Annotated in this window: 14 protein-coding genes and 1 pseudogene; 6 read left to right on the top strand and 9 right to left on the bottom strand. The window is 36.1% G+C overall.

Annotated features, from left to right (window positions below; genetic code table 11):
* Positions 1-201: 201 nt before the first annotated feature.
* Positions 202-903, bottom strand: a complete 702-nt coding sequence (gene ctrA, locus NNJ73_RS04840; RefSeq protein ID WP_254492950.1) for a response regulator transcription factor CtrA — start codon at positions 901-903, stop codon at positions 202-204.
* A gap of 566 nt (positions 904-1,469) precedes the next feature.
* On the opposite strand from ctrA, the gene NNJ73_RS04845 reads away from it, so the two are divergent.
* A complete protein-coding gene (locus NNJ73_RS04845; protein ID WP_254492951.1) occupies positions 1,470-1,865 on the top strand; it encodes a flagellar export protein FliJ in 396 nt (131 codons plus the stop codon).
* Between the two features lie 148 nt (positions 1,866-2,013).
* Here NNJ73_RS04845 and NNJ73_RS04850 read toward each other — a convergent pair whose 3' ends face one another.
* A complete protein-coding gene (locus tag NNJ73_RS04850) occupies positions 2,014-2,289 on the bottom strand; it encodes a DUF1153 domain-containing protein (protein WP_120101864.1) in 276 nt (91 codons plus the stop codon).
* A 459-nt stretch (positions 2,290-2,748) separates the two neighbouring features.
* On the opposite strand from NNJ73_RS04850, the gene mnmA reads away from it, so the two are divergent.
* The gene (gene mnmA / locus NNJ73_RS04855) at positions 2,749-3,972 is read left to right on the top strand and encodes a tRNA 2-thiouridine(34) synthase MnmA (RefSeq protein WP_254492952.1); all 1,224 of its coding nucleotides are present in this window, start codon (positions 2,749-2,751) and stop codon (positions 3,970-3,972) included.
* A gap of 288 nt (positions 3,973-4,260) precedes the next feature.
* Here the strand turns inward: mnmA and NNJ73_RS04860 are convergent.
* Positions 4,261-5,073 (bottom strand): annotated as a pseudogene (locus NNJ73_RS04860) (TrmH family RNA methyltransferase).
* 753 nt (positions 5,074-5,826) lie between these two features.
* Here NNJ73_RS04860 and NNJ73_RS04865 point away from each other — a divergent pair.
* Positions 5,827-6,735 carry a cation diffusion facilitator family transporter gene (locus NNJ73_RS04865; RefSeq protein ID WP_254492953.1) on the top strand — a complete coding sequence of 303 codons (909 nt, stop codon included), beginning with the start codon at positions 5,827-5,829 and terminating at the stop codon, positions 6,733-6,735.
* 100 nt (positions 6,736-6,835) lie between these two features.
* Here NNJ73_RS04865 and NNJ73_RS04870 read toward each other — a convergent pair whose 3' ends face one another.
* Complete coding sequence (locus tag NNJ73_RS04870) at positions 6,836-7,672, bottom strand: DUF1460 domain-containing protein (protein ID WP_254492954.1); 837 nt, start codon at positions 7,670-7,672, stop codon at positions 6,836-6,838.
* A gap of 646 nt (positions 7,673-8,318) precedes the next feature.
* Between NNJ73_RS04870 and NNJ73_RS04875 the strand changes: the two genes are divergently transcribed.
* Positions 8,319-9,539 (top strand): MFS transporter, encoded by a 1,221-nt coding sequence (locus NNJ73_RS04875; protein ID WP_371923249.1) that lies wholly within the window; start codon positions 8,319-8,321, stop codon positions 9,537-9,539.
* 248 nt (positions 9,540-9,787) lie between these two features.
* Here NNJ73_RS04875 and carA read toward each other — a convergent pair whose 3' ends face one another.
* The gene (carA, locus tag NNJ73_RS04880; RefSeq protein WP_254492956.1) at positions 9,788-10,984 is read right to left on the bottom strand and encodes a glutamine-hydrolyzing carbamoyl-phosphate synthase small subunit; all 1,197 of its coding nucleotides are present in this window, start codon (positions 10,982-10,984) and stop codon (positions 9,788-9,790) included.
* A gap of 259 nt (positions 10,985-11,243) precedes the next feature.
* Between carA and NNJ73_RS04885 the strand changes: the two genes are divergently transcribed.
* Together NNJ73_RS04885 and NNJ73_RS04890 are read left to right on the top strand one after the other, a co-directional pair.
* Complete coding sequence (locus NNJ73_RS04885; protein WP_254492957.1) at positions 11,244-11,696, top strand: GatB/YqeY domain-containing protein; 453 nt, start codon at positions 11,244-11,246, stop codon at positions 11,694-11,696.
* A 193-nt stretch (positions 11,697-11,889) separates the two neighbouring features.
* The gene (locus tag NNJ73_RS04890) at positions 11,890-12,159 is read left to right on the top strand and encodes a hypothetical protein (protein ID WP_254492958.1); all 270 of its coding nucleotides are present in this window, start codon (positions 11,890-11,892) and stop codon (positions 12,157-12,159) included.
* A 137-nt stretch (positions 12,160-12,296) separates the two neighbouring features.
* On the opposite strand, the gene ubiC is transcribed toward NNJ73_RS04890, so the two are convergent.
* From ubiC to NNJ73_RS04910, 4 genes are all read right to left on the bottom strand, one after another.
* Entirely contained in the window at positions 12,297-12,803 is a 507-nt protein-coding gene (gene ubiC / locus NNJ73_RS04895) for a chorismate lyase (RefSeq protein WP_254492959.1), read from the bottom strand.
* A gap of 1,073 nt (positions 12,804-13,876) precedes the next feature.
* Entirely contained in the window at positions 13,877-14,128 is a 252-nt protein-coding gene (locus tag NNJ73_RS04900) for a GlsB/YeaQ/YmgE family stress response membrane protein (RefSeq protein WP_139413486.1), read from the bottom strand.
* A gap of 1,202 nt (positions 14,129-15,330) precedes the next feature.
* A complete protein-coding gene (locus tag NNJ73_RS04905; RefSeq protein ID WP_254492960.1) occupies positions 15,331-17,022 on the bottom strand; it encodes a Na/Pi cotransporter family protein in 1,692 nt (563 codons plus the stop codon).
* Between the two features lie 70 nt (positions 17,023-17,092).
* Entirely contained in the window at positions 17,093-18,304 is a 1,212-nt protein-coding gene (locus NNJ73_RS04910) for a mechanosensitive ion channel family protein (RefSeq protein ID WP_254492961.1), read from the bottom strand.
* Positions 18,305-18,308: the final 4 nt, after the last annotated feature.

The following is an 18,308-nucleotide window of genomic DNA, read 5'->3' on the forward strand; positions in this document are numbered from 1 at the left end:
TATTGGGGAAAAAGAAACTTCGATCAAACTTACGAGCGATAAAATTATATTTGCGAATAGAGTGTGGTTATTTCTTAAGCTTTAAGCGCTTTCTTTATGAGACCTTTTGTTTGCGAGTTTTTTTATTTGTAACAGAGAAAAATCTGGAGAAAAATCTCGGTCCGCTACACCCCGAGATTTTACAATGTGTATTTTCACTGCTTAAGCGGTTTTTCGTACGTTCTCTTCAACTGGATCACGCAAGACATAGCCACGTCCCCAAACGGTATCAATGTAATTTACATTAGAAGAAACTGCTTCCAATTTTTTCCGTAATTTACAGATAAAAACATCAATAATTTTGAGTTCTGGTTCATCCATTCCACCATAGAGATGATTGAGAAACATTTCCTTGGTAAGTGTTGTGCCTTTGCGCAAAGAGAGAAGCTCTAACATTTGGTACTCTTTACCGGTTAAGTGAACAGGACGTCCTGCAACTTCGACGGTTTTTGCGTCAAGGTTAACGGTGAGATCACCAGTAACAATCACTGATTGTGCATGTCCTTTAGAACGACGCACAACTGCATGAATACGCGCAATAAGCTCATCCTTATGAAAAGGTTTTGTCATATAATCGTCTGCCCCAGAGCCAAAACCACGAACCTTGTCCTCAATGGCATTCATACCAGAAAGGATAAGGACAGGCGTTTTTATTTTTGCCAACCTTAGAGTGCGCAAGACATCGTACCCTGACATATCGGGCAAATTTAGATCAAGCAAAATGATATCATAATCATAGAGTTTTCCTAAATCGATACCTTCTTCACCAAGATCAGTGATATAAACATTAAAATTGGCTGACTTTAGCATCAACTCAATGCTTTGAGTAACCGCTCTATCATCTTCAATTAATAATACGCGCATTTTAGATCCCTCACTTTGCTCCTTTCCGAATCATAAGGAGCATTTCTATTTTATCAACAGTTGGTAAAACCATTGTTGATAAAAACAATTCATGAAATCAAACACTTAAGTAATAAAGCGTTTATGAATATTTCAGTAGTACGCGTAACAATCACTACCAAATTCCCCACTATCCATGATAGTGGTTAACAAAATATTTTTATTTTTGAAAGAGGCTACAAAATTATTTTAAAAAAATCACATATTTTTTAACATAATTAAGAAATGAAGGTTTTTTTCTATAAACTGTAATCTAAAAAAATCTTGTAAAAAAAGTCTTATAAATTACTTTTTTACAATTTCAGTGTTTATTTACGGAGCTTTAAACCTCTTCATTTTATAGTGGGAGGGAAAAACAAAGAAATAGTTATGATTCTTTAAAGAAGGTTGTGTTTGTAGATGCTTTAAGGAAGAGCAAAGTTATAGTCTCGTTAAGGGTTTGTTTTTTCGAATAGACATATAATTAAAACGATATGAATTGAGTATGAATGCGCGTTTTGAGTTGGCACAATCAAGGAGTAGTGAGTATGAAGCCACGGGAAAATATAGTGCGATTGAGAATGTTTCAAGTGCGTGGAAAGCGCCGTGAAATTGCACAGCTTGAGATGATGATCGCAGAATTTGAACGAATGGTGTTAGAACTGGAAACACAGATTTCTCATGAAGAACGTAAATCTGGAAACAATGATGTTCACCATTTTGCTTATTCTGCTTTTGCGCGTGCTGCTCGGCAAAGACGTGATAATTTGCTCAATTCCATTCGTGATTTACAGCTTCAAAGAACAAATGCTGAAATTGCTCTTCATGAAGCGCATACAGAGCTACAACATGCACAGCTTTTGGAAGCACGAGAAAAGAAGACTGCCGCGGATGATATGGATGATGAAGATATTTTAATTCAATCTAATTCAATGGCTGGCTAATTTAATGAATGAGTAATCAAAACAATTATTGAAAAAGCAATTCTTTCGGATTTATCTATTGAAAATAATATAAAAACAGCCAAACTTTTATTAAGTTTGGCTGTTTTTATAAAGTGCTTTATGTTATCAAATCATGATCAATGGCAACTTAATGCCTGTAGTGTTGAATCTTGGTCGTTCGTAACCCTGCTAAACCGTGTTCATCGATCAAACTTTGCCATGAAAGAAATTCTTCTACAGTCAAAGTATAGCGTTGACACGCTTCGTCAAGGCTTAACAATCCGCCTCTGACAGCCGCCACAACTTCAGCTTTGCGACGAATCACCCAGCGCCGTGTTGTTTGTGGCGGTAGGTCGGCAATTGTCAGTGGACTTCCATCTGGCCCAATAACATATTTCATTTGTGTTTTTATCAAATTGGTCATTCGTATCCTCTACCTCTCGTCAAGGACTTGATTCGTTTATAGAGTATGAAATTTAAAAAAGAGCTAAACGCGCTGAAAGAAAAAATTAATAAAGTGATTGAGCGGGTAATAAAGAGGCTTAAGCGAACTGTGTAGAAGCGTTTTTTGCAATATTTTGCCAGATTTTATTTTGCTAGATTGAAAAAAAGAGAAAAAAATTTTTCTCAATGATTTTTCTAACTGATTTCCCCCAAGTGATTATTATTGTGCCTTATTTCTATCACTCTTTCTTTATTTACAGCTGCTTTTAAGAAAAGTGATGCTATGGTTGTGGAAAGGATAAAAAAACAATATAAAAGACAATCAATAGTATAAAAGTGGCAATAGCATAAAAGTGGTGAAGAAGCGCATATCAGAAAGTAACATATGGGTATTCATTATGGGTATCCATTAATAGAGCACTAAATAGAGAATGAATACATGTTTTTGAACAGTCTTGATTTACCAGGACAACCTAAGGATTCTCGCATTGTTGTTGCAATGTCGGGGGGGGTTGATTCATCGGTTGTTGCAGGTCTTTTAAAAAAGGAAGGATATAATGTCATTGGCATTACATTGCAGCTTTATGATCATGGGGCTGCAACGCATCGGGTAGGGGCGTGTTGTGCGGGACAAGATATTGAAGATGCGCGTCGTGTTGCAGAAACATTAGGAATACCGCATTATGTTCTTGATTATGAGAAACGCTTTCGCGAAGCTGTTATTGATCCTTTTGCAGAAAGCTATGCTCATGGAGAGACTCCAGTGCCATGTATTGCATGCAATCAGACAGTTAAGTTTGCTGATTTATTAGCAACAGCTCGTGAATTGGGGGCCGATGCTTTGGCAACGGGACATTATATTCGTTCCCGTTCTCATGGGGCACATCGAGCCCTCTTTCGTCCTCTCGATAATGATCGTGATCAGAGTTATTTTCTTTTTGCAACAACACAAGAACAGATTGATTATTTGCGTTTTCCCCTTGGTGATCTTCCAAAAGCGCGTGTTCGTGAAATGGCTGCAGAAATGGGCTTTGTCGTTGCCAATAAGCATGATAGTCAGGATATTTGTTTTGTTCCACAAGGAAAATATTCAGATGTTATCGCAAAGCTGCGTCCAGAAGCCGCTAATCCTGGCTTTATTGTTCATATCGATGGAAAGATTTTAGGCAAACACTCGGGGATTGTTAATTATACCGTTGGTCAACGTCGTGGTATTGGGGTGTCAACGGGGGAAGCGCTTTATGTGGTTTATCTCGACGTCGAAAATGCCCGTGTTATTGTTGGTCCGCGTGAAATGTTAGAAACACATAAGCTTTTTTTACGGGATGTGAATTGGCTTGGTGATGAGTCGTTAGATAATTTTCCTTCTCAAGGTATTAAGCTGGCTGTAAAGGTCCGTTCAACGCGTCCTCCTCACCTTGCGCGTTTGCATTATAAAGAAGGTATTTTTTCCGTTGATTTGTTGGAATGTGAAAACGGTGTGGCACCAGGGCAAGCTTGCGTTCTTTATGATGGAAATGGTCATGAGGCGCGTATTCTTGGGGGAGGATTTGTAACGCATTCAGAGCGTGCCGCTGACATTGAAATGATGTTGAAGCGTGTTTTGTGCAATCTTGAAACAAAAGTTTCTGTTTCTTCTGAACTTAAAACAACAGTTTCATAAAAAAATAGTAAATTAATTTATAATGGTAGTTTTTATCCTTCAACTTGAATGAAAGACTTGTGTAGAGCTCTCTCATTGCAAATTTTTTTTTGTGATTGAATCCATCCAATCCGTGTCTTTTGCACATTACAAGGGGATAATGGTGGACAAGTGGGCTTATGGTGGGGAAGTTGATAAAAGAAATGTAAAAATGTCTTTGTTAAATGCTCTCAAATGCTAGGGGATAGCAACTTGTGGGGTTGGTAAAGAACACACATCATCGAATATTTGTTACAACTTAAAATCTTATCATCTTGAATGGCCAAAGTCGGTAAAATGGGCGAGAGCAATCCCTGAGGCTGTGGCAACATTGAAGCTGTCAAAGCCATCAGTCATGGGAATCCGTAAGGCTTGTGATTGTTGTAGTATATGGGGGGTAAGCCATCACCTTCTGTTCCCAAAATAAGGGCTATTCTTTTGGTTTTGTTTGCTTGCTTGAGTGTGTGTGAGGCAGAAGGAGAGAGTGCATAAAGATAAAATTTTCATCGTTTAGAGAAGCTATAATGTCATTTATATTAGCGTTTTGCGTATAGGGTACTTTTAGAGCAGCACCAGCAGAAACTCTGATTGATTTGCGATAAAGCGGATCGCAAGAGGTTTTGTCGACAATAATGCCGTGATTGGCAAAGGCTGCTGCATTACGAAAAATTGATCCCATATTATCATGATTCGAGATACCACATAAAACCAGAATCAAAGCTTTTTCTGGAAGATTTTGTAAAAAACTTTGTAATGATGGGAGCGTTTTGCGTTTACCGATACCCAGAATACCACGATGAATATGGAAACCGGTGATATCATCTATGACTTTTGTGGAACACAATAAATGGGACATCGAGGCTGTGTTTTTTCTAAAAGCGGTAGAAGTCCAAAAAGGCGTTTTGCTAGGATAAGCAGCGAGAGAGGAGAAAATTCTTTCGAATGCAATAATGCGGACAACGTTATTTTACCTTCAGCAATAAATTGCTATTGTCGTCCAACGAGATCTTTTTCACGGATATTATGATAGTCTTTTAGGCGTGGGTTATTTGTTTTATCAATTGTTGTAATATTTAAATGCATGCGAGATTCTTAATGCTTTTTTCTTTCAATTTCCAGATGTTAGAACTTGCTTTATTTTAAAAAAGAGATGAAAAAATATTATTTTAAAACTTATAGTAGAATCTCTGTTGACAAACTATATAAATGGGTGTATTTTAAAAATACTGATGCGGGATAATAAATTTTATTTTCGTATCGGGTGCAGTGTCTTGGGTCCCCGCTATTTCCCAAGTTCTGTATGCCCTTAGTTATAAGGGAAAAGAATCTGGGTCCCCAATGCCCAGATTCTTTTTGGGGCCCATAAATCTTTTTCTTTTTCTAAGTTTTTTAGCTGTCATATTTTAAAATTTCCTTAAGCTGTAAGGGTACAGGAGAGTGCTCAATTATTTTTTCTAAGGTGAGAGATGCTTATAGATGGCGTCATCTTGCACATCATAAAATGTGAAAAAGAATGCGTGATCATGACACATTTGAGCAAAAGCAGTTTTTTCGTTCATAAAAGGCGAGATGCTCTTACGTTATTCAGAAGACGATTCATGAAGGGGATTTGTTTATTTGCTCTTGGGAGAAGCTGTTTGTTTATGCCTTGTTCTCTTTATCCTTTATTGCTGATGTCTGTGTAACTGGGGAGTCTTTTGTGATAACAAGGGTGCGTTGAGGTGTTTAGCGTATGGTAGCTTCTGTAATATTGAGAAAATATTGGCGATATGTCACAAATATCGTTATAGGGTTTAAAATATTATTCCTTGTTTCCTGAAGAAAAGGACGCGTTTCATGAATGTGAAAATCAATATACAAAGCTTAACTTTATACTCCATTTTTATTGCGTGTATTGTTTTTGCTTTGAAATATTGGGCATATCACATCACAGAGTCGGTTGCACTTTATTCTGATGCATTGGAATCAATTGTCAATATTCTTGCGTCATTGGCGGCATGGTGGGCTGTTAAAGTGAGTATGAAGCCAGCGGATCATGATCATCCTTTTGGACATCATAAAGCGGAATATTTTTCTGCGATTCTTGAAGGAATTCTCATTATTATTGCGGCAATTGTTATTTTAAGAGAAGCATGGATAGCACTTGCCACCGTTAAATTATTGCAGAAACCTGGAATATGGCTTGTTATTCATCTTGTTGCAACTGTTATAAATTTCATGTGGGGTATGGTTCTGATTTGGCAGGGAAAACATCATCGCTCACCGGCTCTTAAAGCTGATGGGGTACATTTTATAACGGATGTTTTTACTTCTCTTGCAATTTTAATTGGTCTGATTGCTGGTTTTATAGGGGGATGGGGCGTTTTAGATCCTATTTTAGCGATAATCGTTGCTGTTAATATTCTCTTACAGGGATGGAAGGTGATTAGGAATGCTGTTCAAGGATTAATGGATGTTGGCGTGGAATTGAATGAAACCATGCGGATTCGGGAGCTGATTTCTGCCAATGCAGATGGTGCACTTGAGGTTCATGATTTACGCACGCGTGTTGCTGGGAGGGTTACTTTTATAGAGTTTCACTTGGTTGTGCCAGCTGTTATGCAGGTCGGAGAAGCGCATAAAATTTGTGATAAAATTGAAGGTGTTCTTCAAAAAGAATTTGATAATGTGCGTATTTCTATTCATGTCGAGCCTGAAGATGAAGCAAAATTGCCTCCCGGTACAACAATCATCCCTTTTATATAAAAGGTATAATTTGTATAAAATACTTTATGAGATCACAATCATAACATATCTGGCTTTATTTATTCTTCCCCAAATATGTTTTCATATCACTATGATGTTATTAAAGAGCCCTTAAGACAATGATTCCTGGTGTTTTTGCAACATAATCCATAAAAGGGGAATCAACGACTTTTTCATTTGTTTTTCGTGAAGAGGCATTTCGTAACATTGGGCCTTTGTCTGTCATGATAAAGAACCCCACGTGTGTTACATCCAATCCGGCAAGTGTTGTATAAATGCCAATGAAATCACCTAATTTTAAACGGCTTATAACCTCTTCATTAATAAAGTTACTTGGAATATACGTTATTGTGCGTTTTACAACAGAAAGTCCAGGAAGATAGTTTCCATCATCAGCTTTTTTATTGAGATATTTTTCTATGCTGACGGCATGAGGACTTATTTCAGCGGTAATATCAGCGGCGCGTTTATATTCTCTATAAGCCCAGTCTGTAAAAAAATGTTTTCGATTTAAAAAATGAATATTACCTTTAATGTAACGCGTTCTTATGACGTTATTGATGAATTCTTTTGGGGATGTTGATTTGCGCAATGCTTCAACATAATCTAGATACGTGAAGCAATCTAAGCCTCTAAAATCAATAATGAGTTTTTCTGGTATCTTTTCTGAGCCCTGTAACATATTTGCTTTGTAAGGTGTCCCTAAAAAAGCTTTAGAAAAAAAATCAATCAGGGCTCCCTTTTCGGGGTCATTTATTTCTGAACGTTTTTTGAGAAGAGCATTTAATTTATTTAAAGTGTAGGGATCTAGCTCTATGTTGGTTGTTTGTTGGGTTTCTCTTTTATTTTCTAAAATACCCTTTTGTGAATCAGAATTTTGAACATCACATCCTGTCACGAATATTAAAGTGAGAATTAATAGGGATATTTTTCGCATTTTATACACTATTTTTAAATTCACAGCTCATGACCAACTCTCACTAAAAGGGGTATTGCCTCATGCTTATTCGTTAGATCATGATTGGATTTAATAATAGCATATAATCATTGATGGTCTCAATAAATATGATCCATTTTTACAGTGTTAAGCTATTCTGATGATGCTTCTTTAATCTTATCGTATATTTTGAGGATGAGAAAAATTTTTAAGAGCTTATCTTTTGTAATGTTTTAATGATTATAGGATCTCTGAGCTATTCAATAAAATTGCGCTTTTTGAAAGGTGTGGTATGAGTGGGGGGAATAATGATTGATAAAGTCAATTATAATTTCTTGAAGACTATATAATGTCTCTAAAATTATTAGGATATTCTATATCTTCGGAGACCTTATTCATAATTTTCTCTCATAAATATTTGTTCATTTAATGTAAAAAAATAAATTTTATACTTCGATAATTATATACCAAGTAAAAAATAATTTTATATTTTTTATCTTGACTCTTTTTAAATTTTTTACTTTGTTATTATTTTTTATGTGAAATTTATATGGTATAGAGTACTTAACAAGAAGAGGGTAAAAGAAAGCGGGGGCGTAACTGTGCGTGTAAAATGAGTGACTGAGTGTAAAATAGTATGTATGTTATGCAAGATCACAGGCTTAATCCGAAATTTGTTCGACGTGGGCTCATTTTAGTGTTTATCACTTTATTGTTAGATATTCTTGGCATTGCAATTATTTGTCCCGTTTTGCCTGAATATTTTTCTCAGTTAACTGGAAAAGATATCAGTACATCTTTTGTAGAAAGAGGAAAATTGCTTGCAGCTTATTCAGTGATGCAGTTTTTGTTTGCTCCTGTTATTGGTAATCTTTCTGATCGTTATGGTCGTCGTCCTATTTTGCTTGTCTCTATTATCTGCTTTGCTCTTGATAATTTGATATGTGCTATAGCATGGAGCTATTCTATGTTATTTATCGGGCGTCTTTTGTCAGGAATAAGTGGGGCTAGTTTTGCAACTTGTACAGCTTATCTTGCTGATATATCAGATGAAAAAAATCGTACACGCAATTTTGGTCTATTAGGGGTTGCATCCGCATTAGGGTTTATTTTGGGGTCATTTATTGGTGGTTTTTTAGGTCAGTTTGGTCCGCGTATTCCTTTTTATTTTGCCACTGCTTTTTCGCTCATTAATTTTATTTTTGTTTGGGTTATGCTTCCTGAAACTCTTTCTTTATGGAATCGGCGTTTTTTTGATATTAAGCGGGCAAATCCCTTAGGCGCTTTTTGGCAACTGAAGCAATATCCGATGGTTCTTTGGGTATTGTTGGTCTTTTTTCTTTATTGGTTTGCGGAATCTGTATGGCTAAGCATTTGGGCGTTTATTGCAAAAGAACGCTATGAGTGGAGTTCGTTTTCCATAGGGCTATCCTATAGCGTTTTTGGGATAGTCCAATTGATTGTTATTGCTCTTATTTTGCCTTATTTTTCTAAACGATGGAGCGATTGGCGTATTACAATAGTGGGGCTTTTGTTTGCATCCGTTGCTATGCTAGGCTATACATTCGCAACAAAGGGGTGGATGGTTTATATGGTTTGTGCATGTACAATGCTTGAATATCTTGTTCATGCACCTATTCGTGCTATTGCTTCAGCACAGGTGCCGACAAATGTACAAGGAGAGCTCCAAGGAGCCATGACATCTGTTGTTTCATTGAGTTTAATATTTGGTTCTGCTTTTTATGTATTTCTCTTTGAATGTTTTACAGATAAAAATGCACTGTTTTATTTTTCTGGTGCTCCTTTTGTTGGGGGCTTTTTGCTTCTTGTCGTTGCAACGGTCATTTTTACCTTGCGGGTACGTTAATTTGTTGAAGGGGGTTGGTAAAAATATTTTGCGAGAGAATGCAATAATTTTTTTGTGATGTTTGTTTTCTAATATGGGTATGCATCGTAAAGCTTGTGTTTTTTTGCTTAGTGACATTCAGTATTCATGGAGCATTATGTTTAAAAAAATGCTCCAGTGTTAGATGCATCAGTGTTATACGAATAATTTCAAATTTTTGATACTCAAACTGGAAGTAAAATACTGCGTATATTTATTGGCATCTTATTTTAAGATATTTTTTTATAATTCATAATGAGATCAGAAAAATGTTGAAAGAGGTAGTGACTATCTTGTGGTCCAGGAGAAGCTTCTGGGTGATATTGAACAGAAAAAACGGGTTTTCCAATGATTCGAATACCACAATTTGAACCATCAAAGAGAGAGATATGTGTTTCCTGAACATGTTTTGGTAAAGAGGTTGCATTGACAGCAAAACCATGATTCATCGATACAATCTCAACTTTTCCACTGTTAAGGTCTTTAACGGGGTGGTTTGCACCATGATGTCCTTGGTGCATTTTTACGGTTTTTGCACCAACTGTCAGAGCGAGAAGTTGATGACCAAGACATATTCCAAAAATTGGTAAATTATGATCAATCAATGTGTTGATTGTTGGAATGGCATATTGAGCTGTCGCTGCGGGATCTCCTGGCCCATTAGAAAGAAAAATACCATCAGGATTCATTGCCAGAATTTCTTTTGCACTTGTGTGGGCGGGCACAACAGTAATGCGTGCTTTTTGTGTTGCCATAAGGCGAAGAATATTGCGTTTAATACCATAGTCAATGGCAACGATATGAAGATTGTGCACATTGTTTGTGCCATACCCTTTATTCCAACTCCACGGTTCTTCATCCCATTGCATTGACGATTGAGATGTCACTTCTTTTGTAAGATCAAGATTGACAAGACCATGCCATTTTTGTGCACGTTTTTTCAAAGAAGGAATATCAAAATTCCCATCAGGATCATGCGCAATGACAGCATTTTGCGCACCCTTTTCACGAATAAGAATTGTGAGCGCGCGTGTATCAATACCACAAAGTGCAATAATTTTACGGGCTTTAAGCCATTGATGAAAGCTTTCATTGGCACGATAGTTTGAAGGATGTGTAATATCTGCTTTGAAAATAGCGCCAACAGCACCGTGGTCGTTGAGAGGCGTGAGAGCTTCGATATCTTCACTATTTGTCCCTACATTTCCTATATGAGGAAAAGTAAAATTAACGATTTGTTGTGTGTATGATGGGTCTGTGAGGATTTCTTCATAGCCTGTGATAGCGGTATTAAAACATACTTCAGCTTCAGCAATACCTGTCGCACCTGCTCCTTTGCCTTCAATGACAGTTCCATCAGCAAGAACTAAGAGGGCTGTAGGTTTGCTAACACTCCAAGGGCTGCTCGATGAAATTGTTTGTATCATAGTGTGTATCCACAATTTATTTTCTGAAAGGTATAATGATTAACTTTACACAAAAATTATACCTCTAACAGATGCTGTGTCTATTATTCTAGCCATGTTTTGCTTAAAGCAGAGAGTATAAGGACATTCCATGAAGAGGTAAAGTCTTGTTTTTATCTTTTCTAAAATCGAGTTCTCAATTATTTTTTTATCTTCCATTGCAAGATGGATAAAGATTGGTTAAAAAGCATTTTCCGTTTGAACAAAATTGGATAAATTTATGTTGCGTGACCAGATTGATGGGGCTCTTAAGGCTGCTTTGAAAGCGCAGGATAGTGCGCGTCTTGCTACACTTCGTTTAATGAATGCTGCGGTTAGGGATCGTGATATTCTTTATTATGATGAAGGGAAGCTAGAAGTCGATGATCAGCAGATACAGTCTGTTTTTACGAAAATGCTTCAACAGCGTGAAGCGTTAATGCGTGTGTATAAAGAGTCTGGTTGCTTGGAGTTAGCAGAGAAAGAACAAGCCGAAATAGAAGTTATTCGTGAATTTCTTCCCTATCAGCTTAAAGAGATGGAAGTAGAACAGGTTATTTGTGAAGCTTTGGCACAAACGAAAGCTAAAAAATTACGTGATATCGGTAAGGTGATGGCGTGGCTTAAGGAACGCTACGCAGGACAAATGAATTTTTCTAAAGTGTGCAATAGTCTTCGTAAAAAATTGCAATAGATCTTATCAACTTAAAGGAATTGGAAAGTAATTTTTATTATGCAAGGCCTTTGTCTGTCAGTAGAATATTGGTCAACGGTATTATCTTACACATAAAACTCTTATAAAAAAATATTTCTTTGGAATGAACAAACCTGTTTTTTGGGATTCAGCGAGCAATAAAATATTTTTTCTGTCTCATGTTTTGTTGTTCTTGAAAGCTGTTACATCATTACAAAACAAAAAGATTATAGTTTTTTTACTTTTAAAAGGATTTATTGTTGTCTTTTTTGACGATTTAAAGCGTTTCTTTGATAAAGAGTTGTTGTTATTTTCCAAGAGTGGTGATTATTTGGCAAGAAGTTTAAATTGCAGATGGTTTTATCAATATGGTGCGGATCTGCTTAAGTCAGGCGTTGGTTTTCGCGATTGTGATAAGGAAGGCAGAACTTTAAAACGCTTTTTTGTGGGGGGACATTTTTAAGCTGAGATCAAAGAAATGTTTCGAACAGAAGGCTTTGTTTGTAATTTGTTTTGAGACGATTTTGAAAATTATTTTCTCATATACCCCTTTAAAGCTATGTAAAATCCATACATTATGCAGAATAAAATGAGTATCCTCTATTTATGGGTATACAGTGGTGAGTCTGTTAAAAACAGCTCAGTGAGCAACAATGGCTCACCCGTTAGCCGTAAACGGGAACGGCGTGCCCATAACGCACCTTGTTGGCCAATATGAATGTAATCGCGGGTTAGTTTGTCACTGTTAAACAAATAGAGACCTAAGGGGATTGTTCCTAAATGCATCAAGGCTTGATTGTGGTGAAGGGTTTCTTGTGGAATGACAGTGCGTCCAAGGAGCCAAGGTTTATTATCGCCCATCAATATGACTTCTCGTAGCCAATAACGTGCACTTTTGGGGAGATGTTCTGCTTCTTCCTTTAATTTATCGCGTGTAATAAAACATTCGCGTTGTTGTTGAACTTGGAAACAGGTGCAATATTTTTTTAATCGAAGCGTCATCGAGCCCGATTCCATGAGCCAATCCCGTATGTTTTCTGGTATGGGAGGCTTTTGATCAAAGAGCCACTTCAGAGGTGGTAAGATGGAATCTTCAAGATCAGACATCGTTTTACTCCACATCTAAAATCCTATTCCATATGTTATGCTGAGTGCGCTAAAGAGATGATTTTATGTCGTACAGGCGTATAAAAGCAGCAAAATTTTAACAGAAAAATATCAAAGGGAACACCGAAAGAAAAGATCTTTAAAAGAAGATATGTAGACAATAGATTATAGAGTTTTTTGATAACACAAGGGGAATGAGTAGATATTTCGTGTTTTAGCATTCGTTTGTAACGCTTAGGAAAAAGGGGGAAAGGATTCATCTATATAAGACGATATAAAGAGGAAATTTTAAAAGGAGCAAAACCCTTATATTATAGTTTTAAAAGTGGGATACTCAGAGCTTTTGAATTAAGGTGGAAAGGTGATCGTATTTTTTATAATACAGGGAGCATTAATTAGATAGATTTTAAGTTATAGTAATAAGTATTAATATGTTTTCACTGTTATAAATTAATGTAAAAGAATATATCATCATTTAAATTTTTATATTCAATACTTTTGATCCTTTTAATTGATAAATAATAAAAAATACTGAAAAGAAAAAGAAAGATATCAACTTTATCGCGTTTATTTTTTTATTTTTCATACTAGAAAAATTATTTTTATCATTTTGCGCTTACTTCCTATCTTTATCTTTTAAGAATGCAAAAGAGCTCTTCAGTTTTTTTAGTAAAAATGGCCTTACTGATGAAGTGTATAGGCGTTAAATATTATGCGGTAGGATCTTTAATCATTATTATTATTATTGGTTTTTGTAACCTTGTAGATTACGATGATTGTGTGATGAGCTGGATTTGCGCGTTTGGTGCAAAAACACGGTACAAAAATAAGTTCGTATTTCATTAAAATAATGCATATACCCTTCCTGATATGCGTAGGCTTATATAGATATGGAAGGGCGCATTATAAAAGTTTTTGTTGTTTTTTTAGATGTATGATGGTGTATGCCAGAAATCGTAACTTAAGCATTTCACCATCATACCCAAAATGATATCAACGCATTACGGGGAAATATTTCAAAATATTCCAATTGTTTTACTGAATACCAAAAGGTGTTTGAATAAATAAATGCTCTATGATCGAATTTTTCGTCCTATCCATATAAGAATACAGGCTCCTATAAAACCTGAAATAAGATAACCGAGCCAACCAGCAAAACTTACGCCTAAAAGACTAAAAAGAAAGCTTGCTAAGGCAGCGCCAATAATCCCTAAGATAATATTTAACAATATTCCTGTTTGGCTTTTCATAATATACTGTGCAGCCCACCCAGCAACTCCGCCGATAATAATAGCTGCAATCCAACCGAGGTTTGCATTTTCCATGATACTCTCCTTTGCCTGCATTTAGATTGTAACTAGAGTAAACTTTGTAAAGATCAAGGTTTATTCCCTTTTTACCCAGTGGAAAGGATATTTTTGTTAGAGATTTTACTTATTAATTTCCTGTATATTAAAACAATATTGCTATTTATATCAGTATAATATCTAATTATTATAAATATATATAACAAATTTTAATTTTAAAAGAAAATATTTATAAAAATATTTTAATAATACATAAAGTGTATTTATCACTTTTTTTTAAAACTATTGTTTTCTACAAAGTTTTTAAAAAATAATTGACATTAAAACAATAAGATAAATGGATATTTAAAGATTTGGCGCTTGCAAATTAATATCAACATTGTTTGAAATGAGATTAAAACTGTTTTGTTAATGCGTTATAAAATGCTGTATAAATTCAATCTCTACAAATATTGATATAAATGTTTATGGACATAAACGTTGCAATTAGGGAGCATTTTGCATTTCTTATCGGATATTTCTTTATTTTGCTACTCCTGTGAGGTGGTCGCTTTTTTACAAGGTGAATTTAGGCTGGTACGATCATACTTTCTGCCATCTCCTTATAGAGACCTCTCTCAAGCCCTATTTTATGATTTTTATGATGATGTCTGTGAAGGGAGGAATTTATTAAGCGCCCTCATCCTTGGGCTTCATAAAAGAGCAAGTCGATAGCATCACACACTTGCTCCGAATGTTGCGACAGTTCTTGGTTCTTAAGATAGTTCATAAGAGGTGTTTTAAGTTTTTTTTGTATCATCTTATTCCATACGGAATTATCCACATTTTAATGTATAAGTGAATGGTTTTGATTGATTTAACAAGGAACGGCTTTGGAATGAGAAAATCTTACAATATCTTTGGGGCTTATTCAATATAAATGAGTAAATTATCATTATAAATCAATCTATTGCTTTATATGAAATACAGTTTTTGCTTTAAGAGGGCGAGACATTCTTTGTTCAAGAGTTTTATTCTACATGGGGTATGGGGCAAACCGCTTAAGTGCAAGCAAATAATTTTGAGAAATTCATTATGAATAGATTAACAATAAAAGAAATTTACTCTATTGAAGAGAGCTCATTTAAAAGTTATTAAATCAATATGTTAAGCAAGATATTTGAAGGTTCAAAATTGAATAATTGATGGGATGTGTTTCTTGTTTGATTTATTTTATAAGTTTAAGATTTTTCTATCTGTTCTTCAGCAGGATTGCGTAGGCGCGAACTTTGAAGAAGCCCTTGTTCTTCTAAAATAGGGTAGATCATTGAGGTCAACAGAGAGTTAATTTGTTTAAGGTCACGGACAGTATCAAGGTGAAGACTGGATGATTCTACATTTTTGAGATCTCCCTCCCGCAAGCGTTTAAAATGTTTTAAACTCATCTCTTTTTCTAAGTTTCGTAGTTGATCTTTTTTTTGCACCAAGAGATGGGCCGTGTGGGTGTCACGGGAGACGAGAACATTAAATGCGATATGCGCGTTGGCTAGCACAATGGCATGGAAACGAAGGAGATCATCCCAACCTTCATTGCTGAACTTGAGACTTTTTTGTTGTTTCTTTTTTACCAGCATTAGCATATTGTGAATAATGATATCGCCTGCTTGGTCTAATTTTATACAGGCGCCTAGAAGCTCTTGTGTTTTAAGAGCTTCTTCATCCGATAATTTTTGTCCCGCTAATCGCGCAAGATAAAGTTTGATGGCGATATGTTTTTTGTCCAATATGGTATTTAGTTGATTGAGCTCAGCAATAATATTGGGATTTGGCTCTTCATAAAGTCCCATGATTTTTTCTAGCATGATGTCGACAAGATCACAAATATGAATAACTTCACGCATGACATTCGAGAGCGCTAGAGCTGGGCGTTCAAGAACGCTATCATCAAGAGCTGTTTGATCCGATAAATTGAGCGTTTTATCGGCGTGCGTTTTTTTTGTACTCATATAAACGATTTGAGTGGTCAATTTTAAAACCCATTTTGAAAGCGGTATTCCAGCGAGGAGAATGAAAACATTAAAAATGATATGGGCGTTGATTACTTGAGTAGGGGCGTCATTGCCAAGCCATGTGATGGGTGGTTGAAAAAACAGAAATAAGATCAGCACAAGGATTGAACCGGCTCCACGCATGAGTAAATTTCCCAAGGGAACAAGGCGGGTATTGGGAGAAGCGTTGCGTGTTAAAAGCGGTGCTATAAGAGAAGAGCCAAAGTTGACACCAAGAACCATGATAACGCAAAGTTGTGTATGGATAAGGTCGTAGTTGGCAAAATTAATCAGCAAAATGATTCCTGCAATGGATGAATGTAAGAGATAGGTTAAAGCCGCAGCCAACAAAAAAGTTGAAACAGGATCGGTTGAAAGGTAACGAATGATACTCGGCAAAATTTCACTATCCCGCAAAGGTTCTGTCGCTGTACTAATCATTTGTAAAGATAAAATCAAAAGACCAATACCGATAACAATACGTCCTATTTGGCGCCACTCACGTTTTTGTGTTGTCATAAAGATACAAGTGCCAATTAAAAGACAAAGGGGTACAACAAGTGTGAGATCGTAGGTGAGAATCTTAACAACGAGTGCTGATCCTAATTCTCCTCCACGTACAGCCATAAGTCCCGCTACGCCAGAGACAAAACCAGATTCAACAAAAGAACCAACGAGGAGCGTTATGGCTGTAGAACTCTGTAAGATCATTGCTGTAAAAAGTCCAAAACTTACAGCAAACAATGGTTTTGAAATGACGTGGCGCAGGTTATATTTAAGTCTGTCACCATAGGCGCGTTCAATTCCTGTGCGCACCATGCGTGTCGCCCAGAGAAGTAAAGAAACAGCGCCAGCAAGATGGAGGAGTACCAATGAGCCATTCATGATACTTTTTCTTTCTCTTTTGTTTATGAATAGGGTTAACTCAAAATTGATAACTTGAAGTTTATTGTTTTTACTTTGCTTTTAATATTTGATTAAAATCAGAACCGCTTGGATTTTGAAAAACCTTTAGACCAAAACAGTGAAGAATGGAATAAAGATGGTCGAAAATATCACCTTGAATTTGTTCGTAGTCTAGCCAAACGGTGGTGTTCGTAAAGCAATAGATTTCCAAGGGTAAACCATTTTCTGTAGGGGGCAATTGTCGGGCCATAAAGGTCATATTGGGGTTGATGTTGAGATGCTGTTGTAGATAAGCAAAAACATAAGCACGAAAAGTTCCAATGTTGGTTAAACGGCGCGTATTGGCTACAACATCATGATTTTTATCCAATTGAGCGTTCCATTGATCAATTTCTGCTCTTTTTTGCGTGAAATAATTTTCTAATAAATTAAATCGGGAAAGATATTTTTGTTCTTCTTCTGTGAGAAAATGGATACTGGATTGATCAATAAAAAGGGAGCGTTTGATGCGTCTGCCACCTGATTCTTGCATTCCACGCCAATTCTTAAAAGGGTCGGTCACAAGTTTGCGGATCGGAACTGAGGTGATGGTGTTGTCGAAATTTTGAACTTTAACAGTATGAAGGGCAATTTCAATAACATCACCATCAGCACCCAGATTGGGAATTTCAATCCAATCACCAACACGAACCATATCGGTGGATGAAATTTGAATACCGGCAACAAGAGAAAGAAGTGTATCTTGAAAAATTAACATGAGAACCGCGGCCATTGCACCAAGACCGGAGAAAAGAATAAGAGGGGAACGATCAATTAAGATGGCGACCATTAAAACGGCGGCAATAGCAAAAAGTGCAATTTTAGCAATTTGAATATAACCTTTTATCGGTTTTAGTCGTGCTGTTGGTCGTTGTTCGTAAAGGATATTAATGATATTGAGACAGGCAGAAATTGTTAGAACAACAAAAAAGATAATGAAGGCGTTGGCAACATTATTGATGACAGTGCTGAATGCATCGGGCAATGTTGGTATAAAATTAACACCGACTGAAAGAATAAAAGCTGAAATGATATTTGCTAGGTATTGAATAGCATTTTTAATATCGGTTGTTGTATTCTTGGGGAGGAGAGAAGAAAGCTTTTTTGCTCCGTGAATAAGTAATTTTCGTCCTACAAAGTTGATTAAAAGGGCAAATATAGTAAGAATAACAAGCCAAGAAATAGCTTCTAACCACGGATATTGAACAATAAATTCGATCACTTTT

Source organism: Bartonella sp. B1099 (assembly GCF_944801835.1).
In the GTDB taxonomy this organism is placed as follows: Bacteria; Pseudomonadota; Alphaproteobacteria; order Rhizobiales; family Rhizobiaceae; genus Bartonella.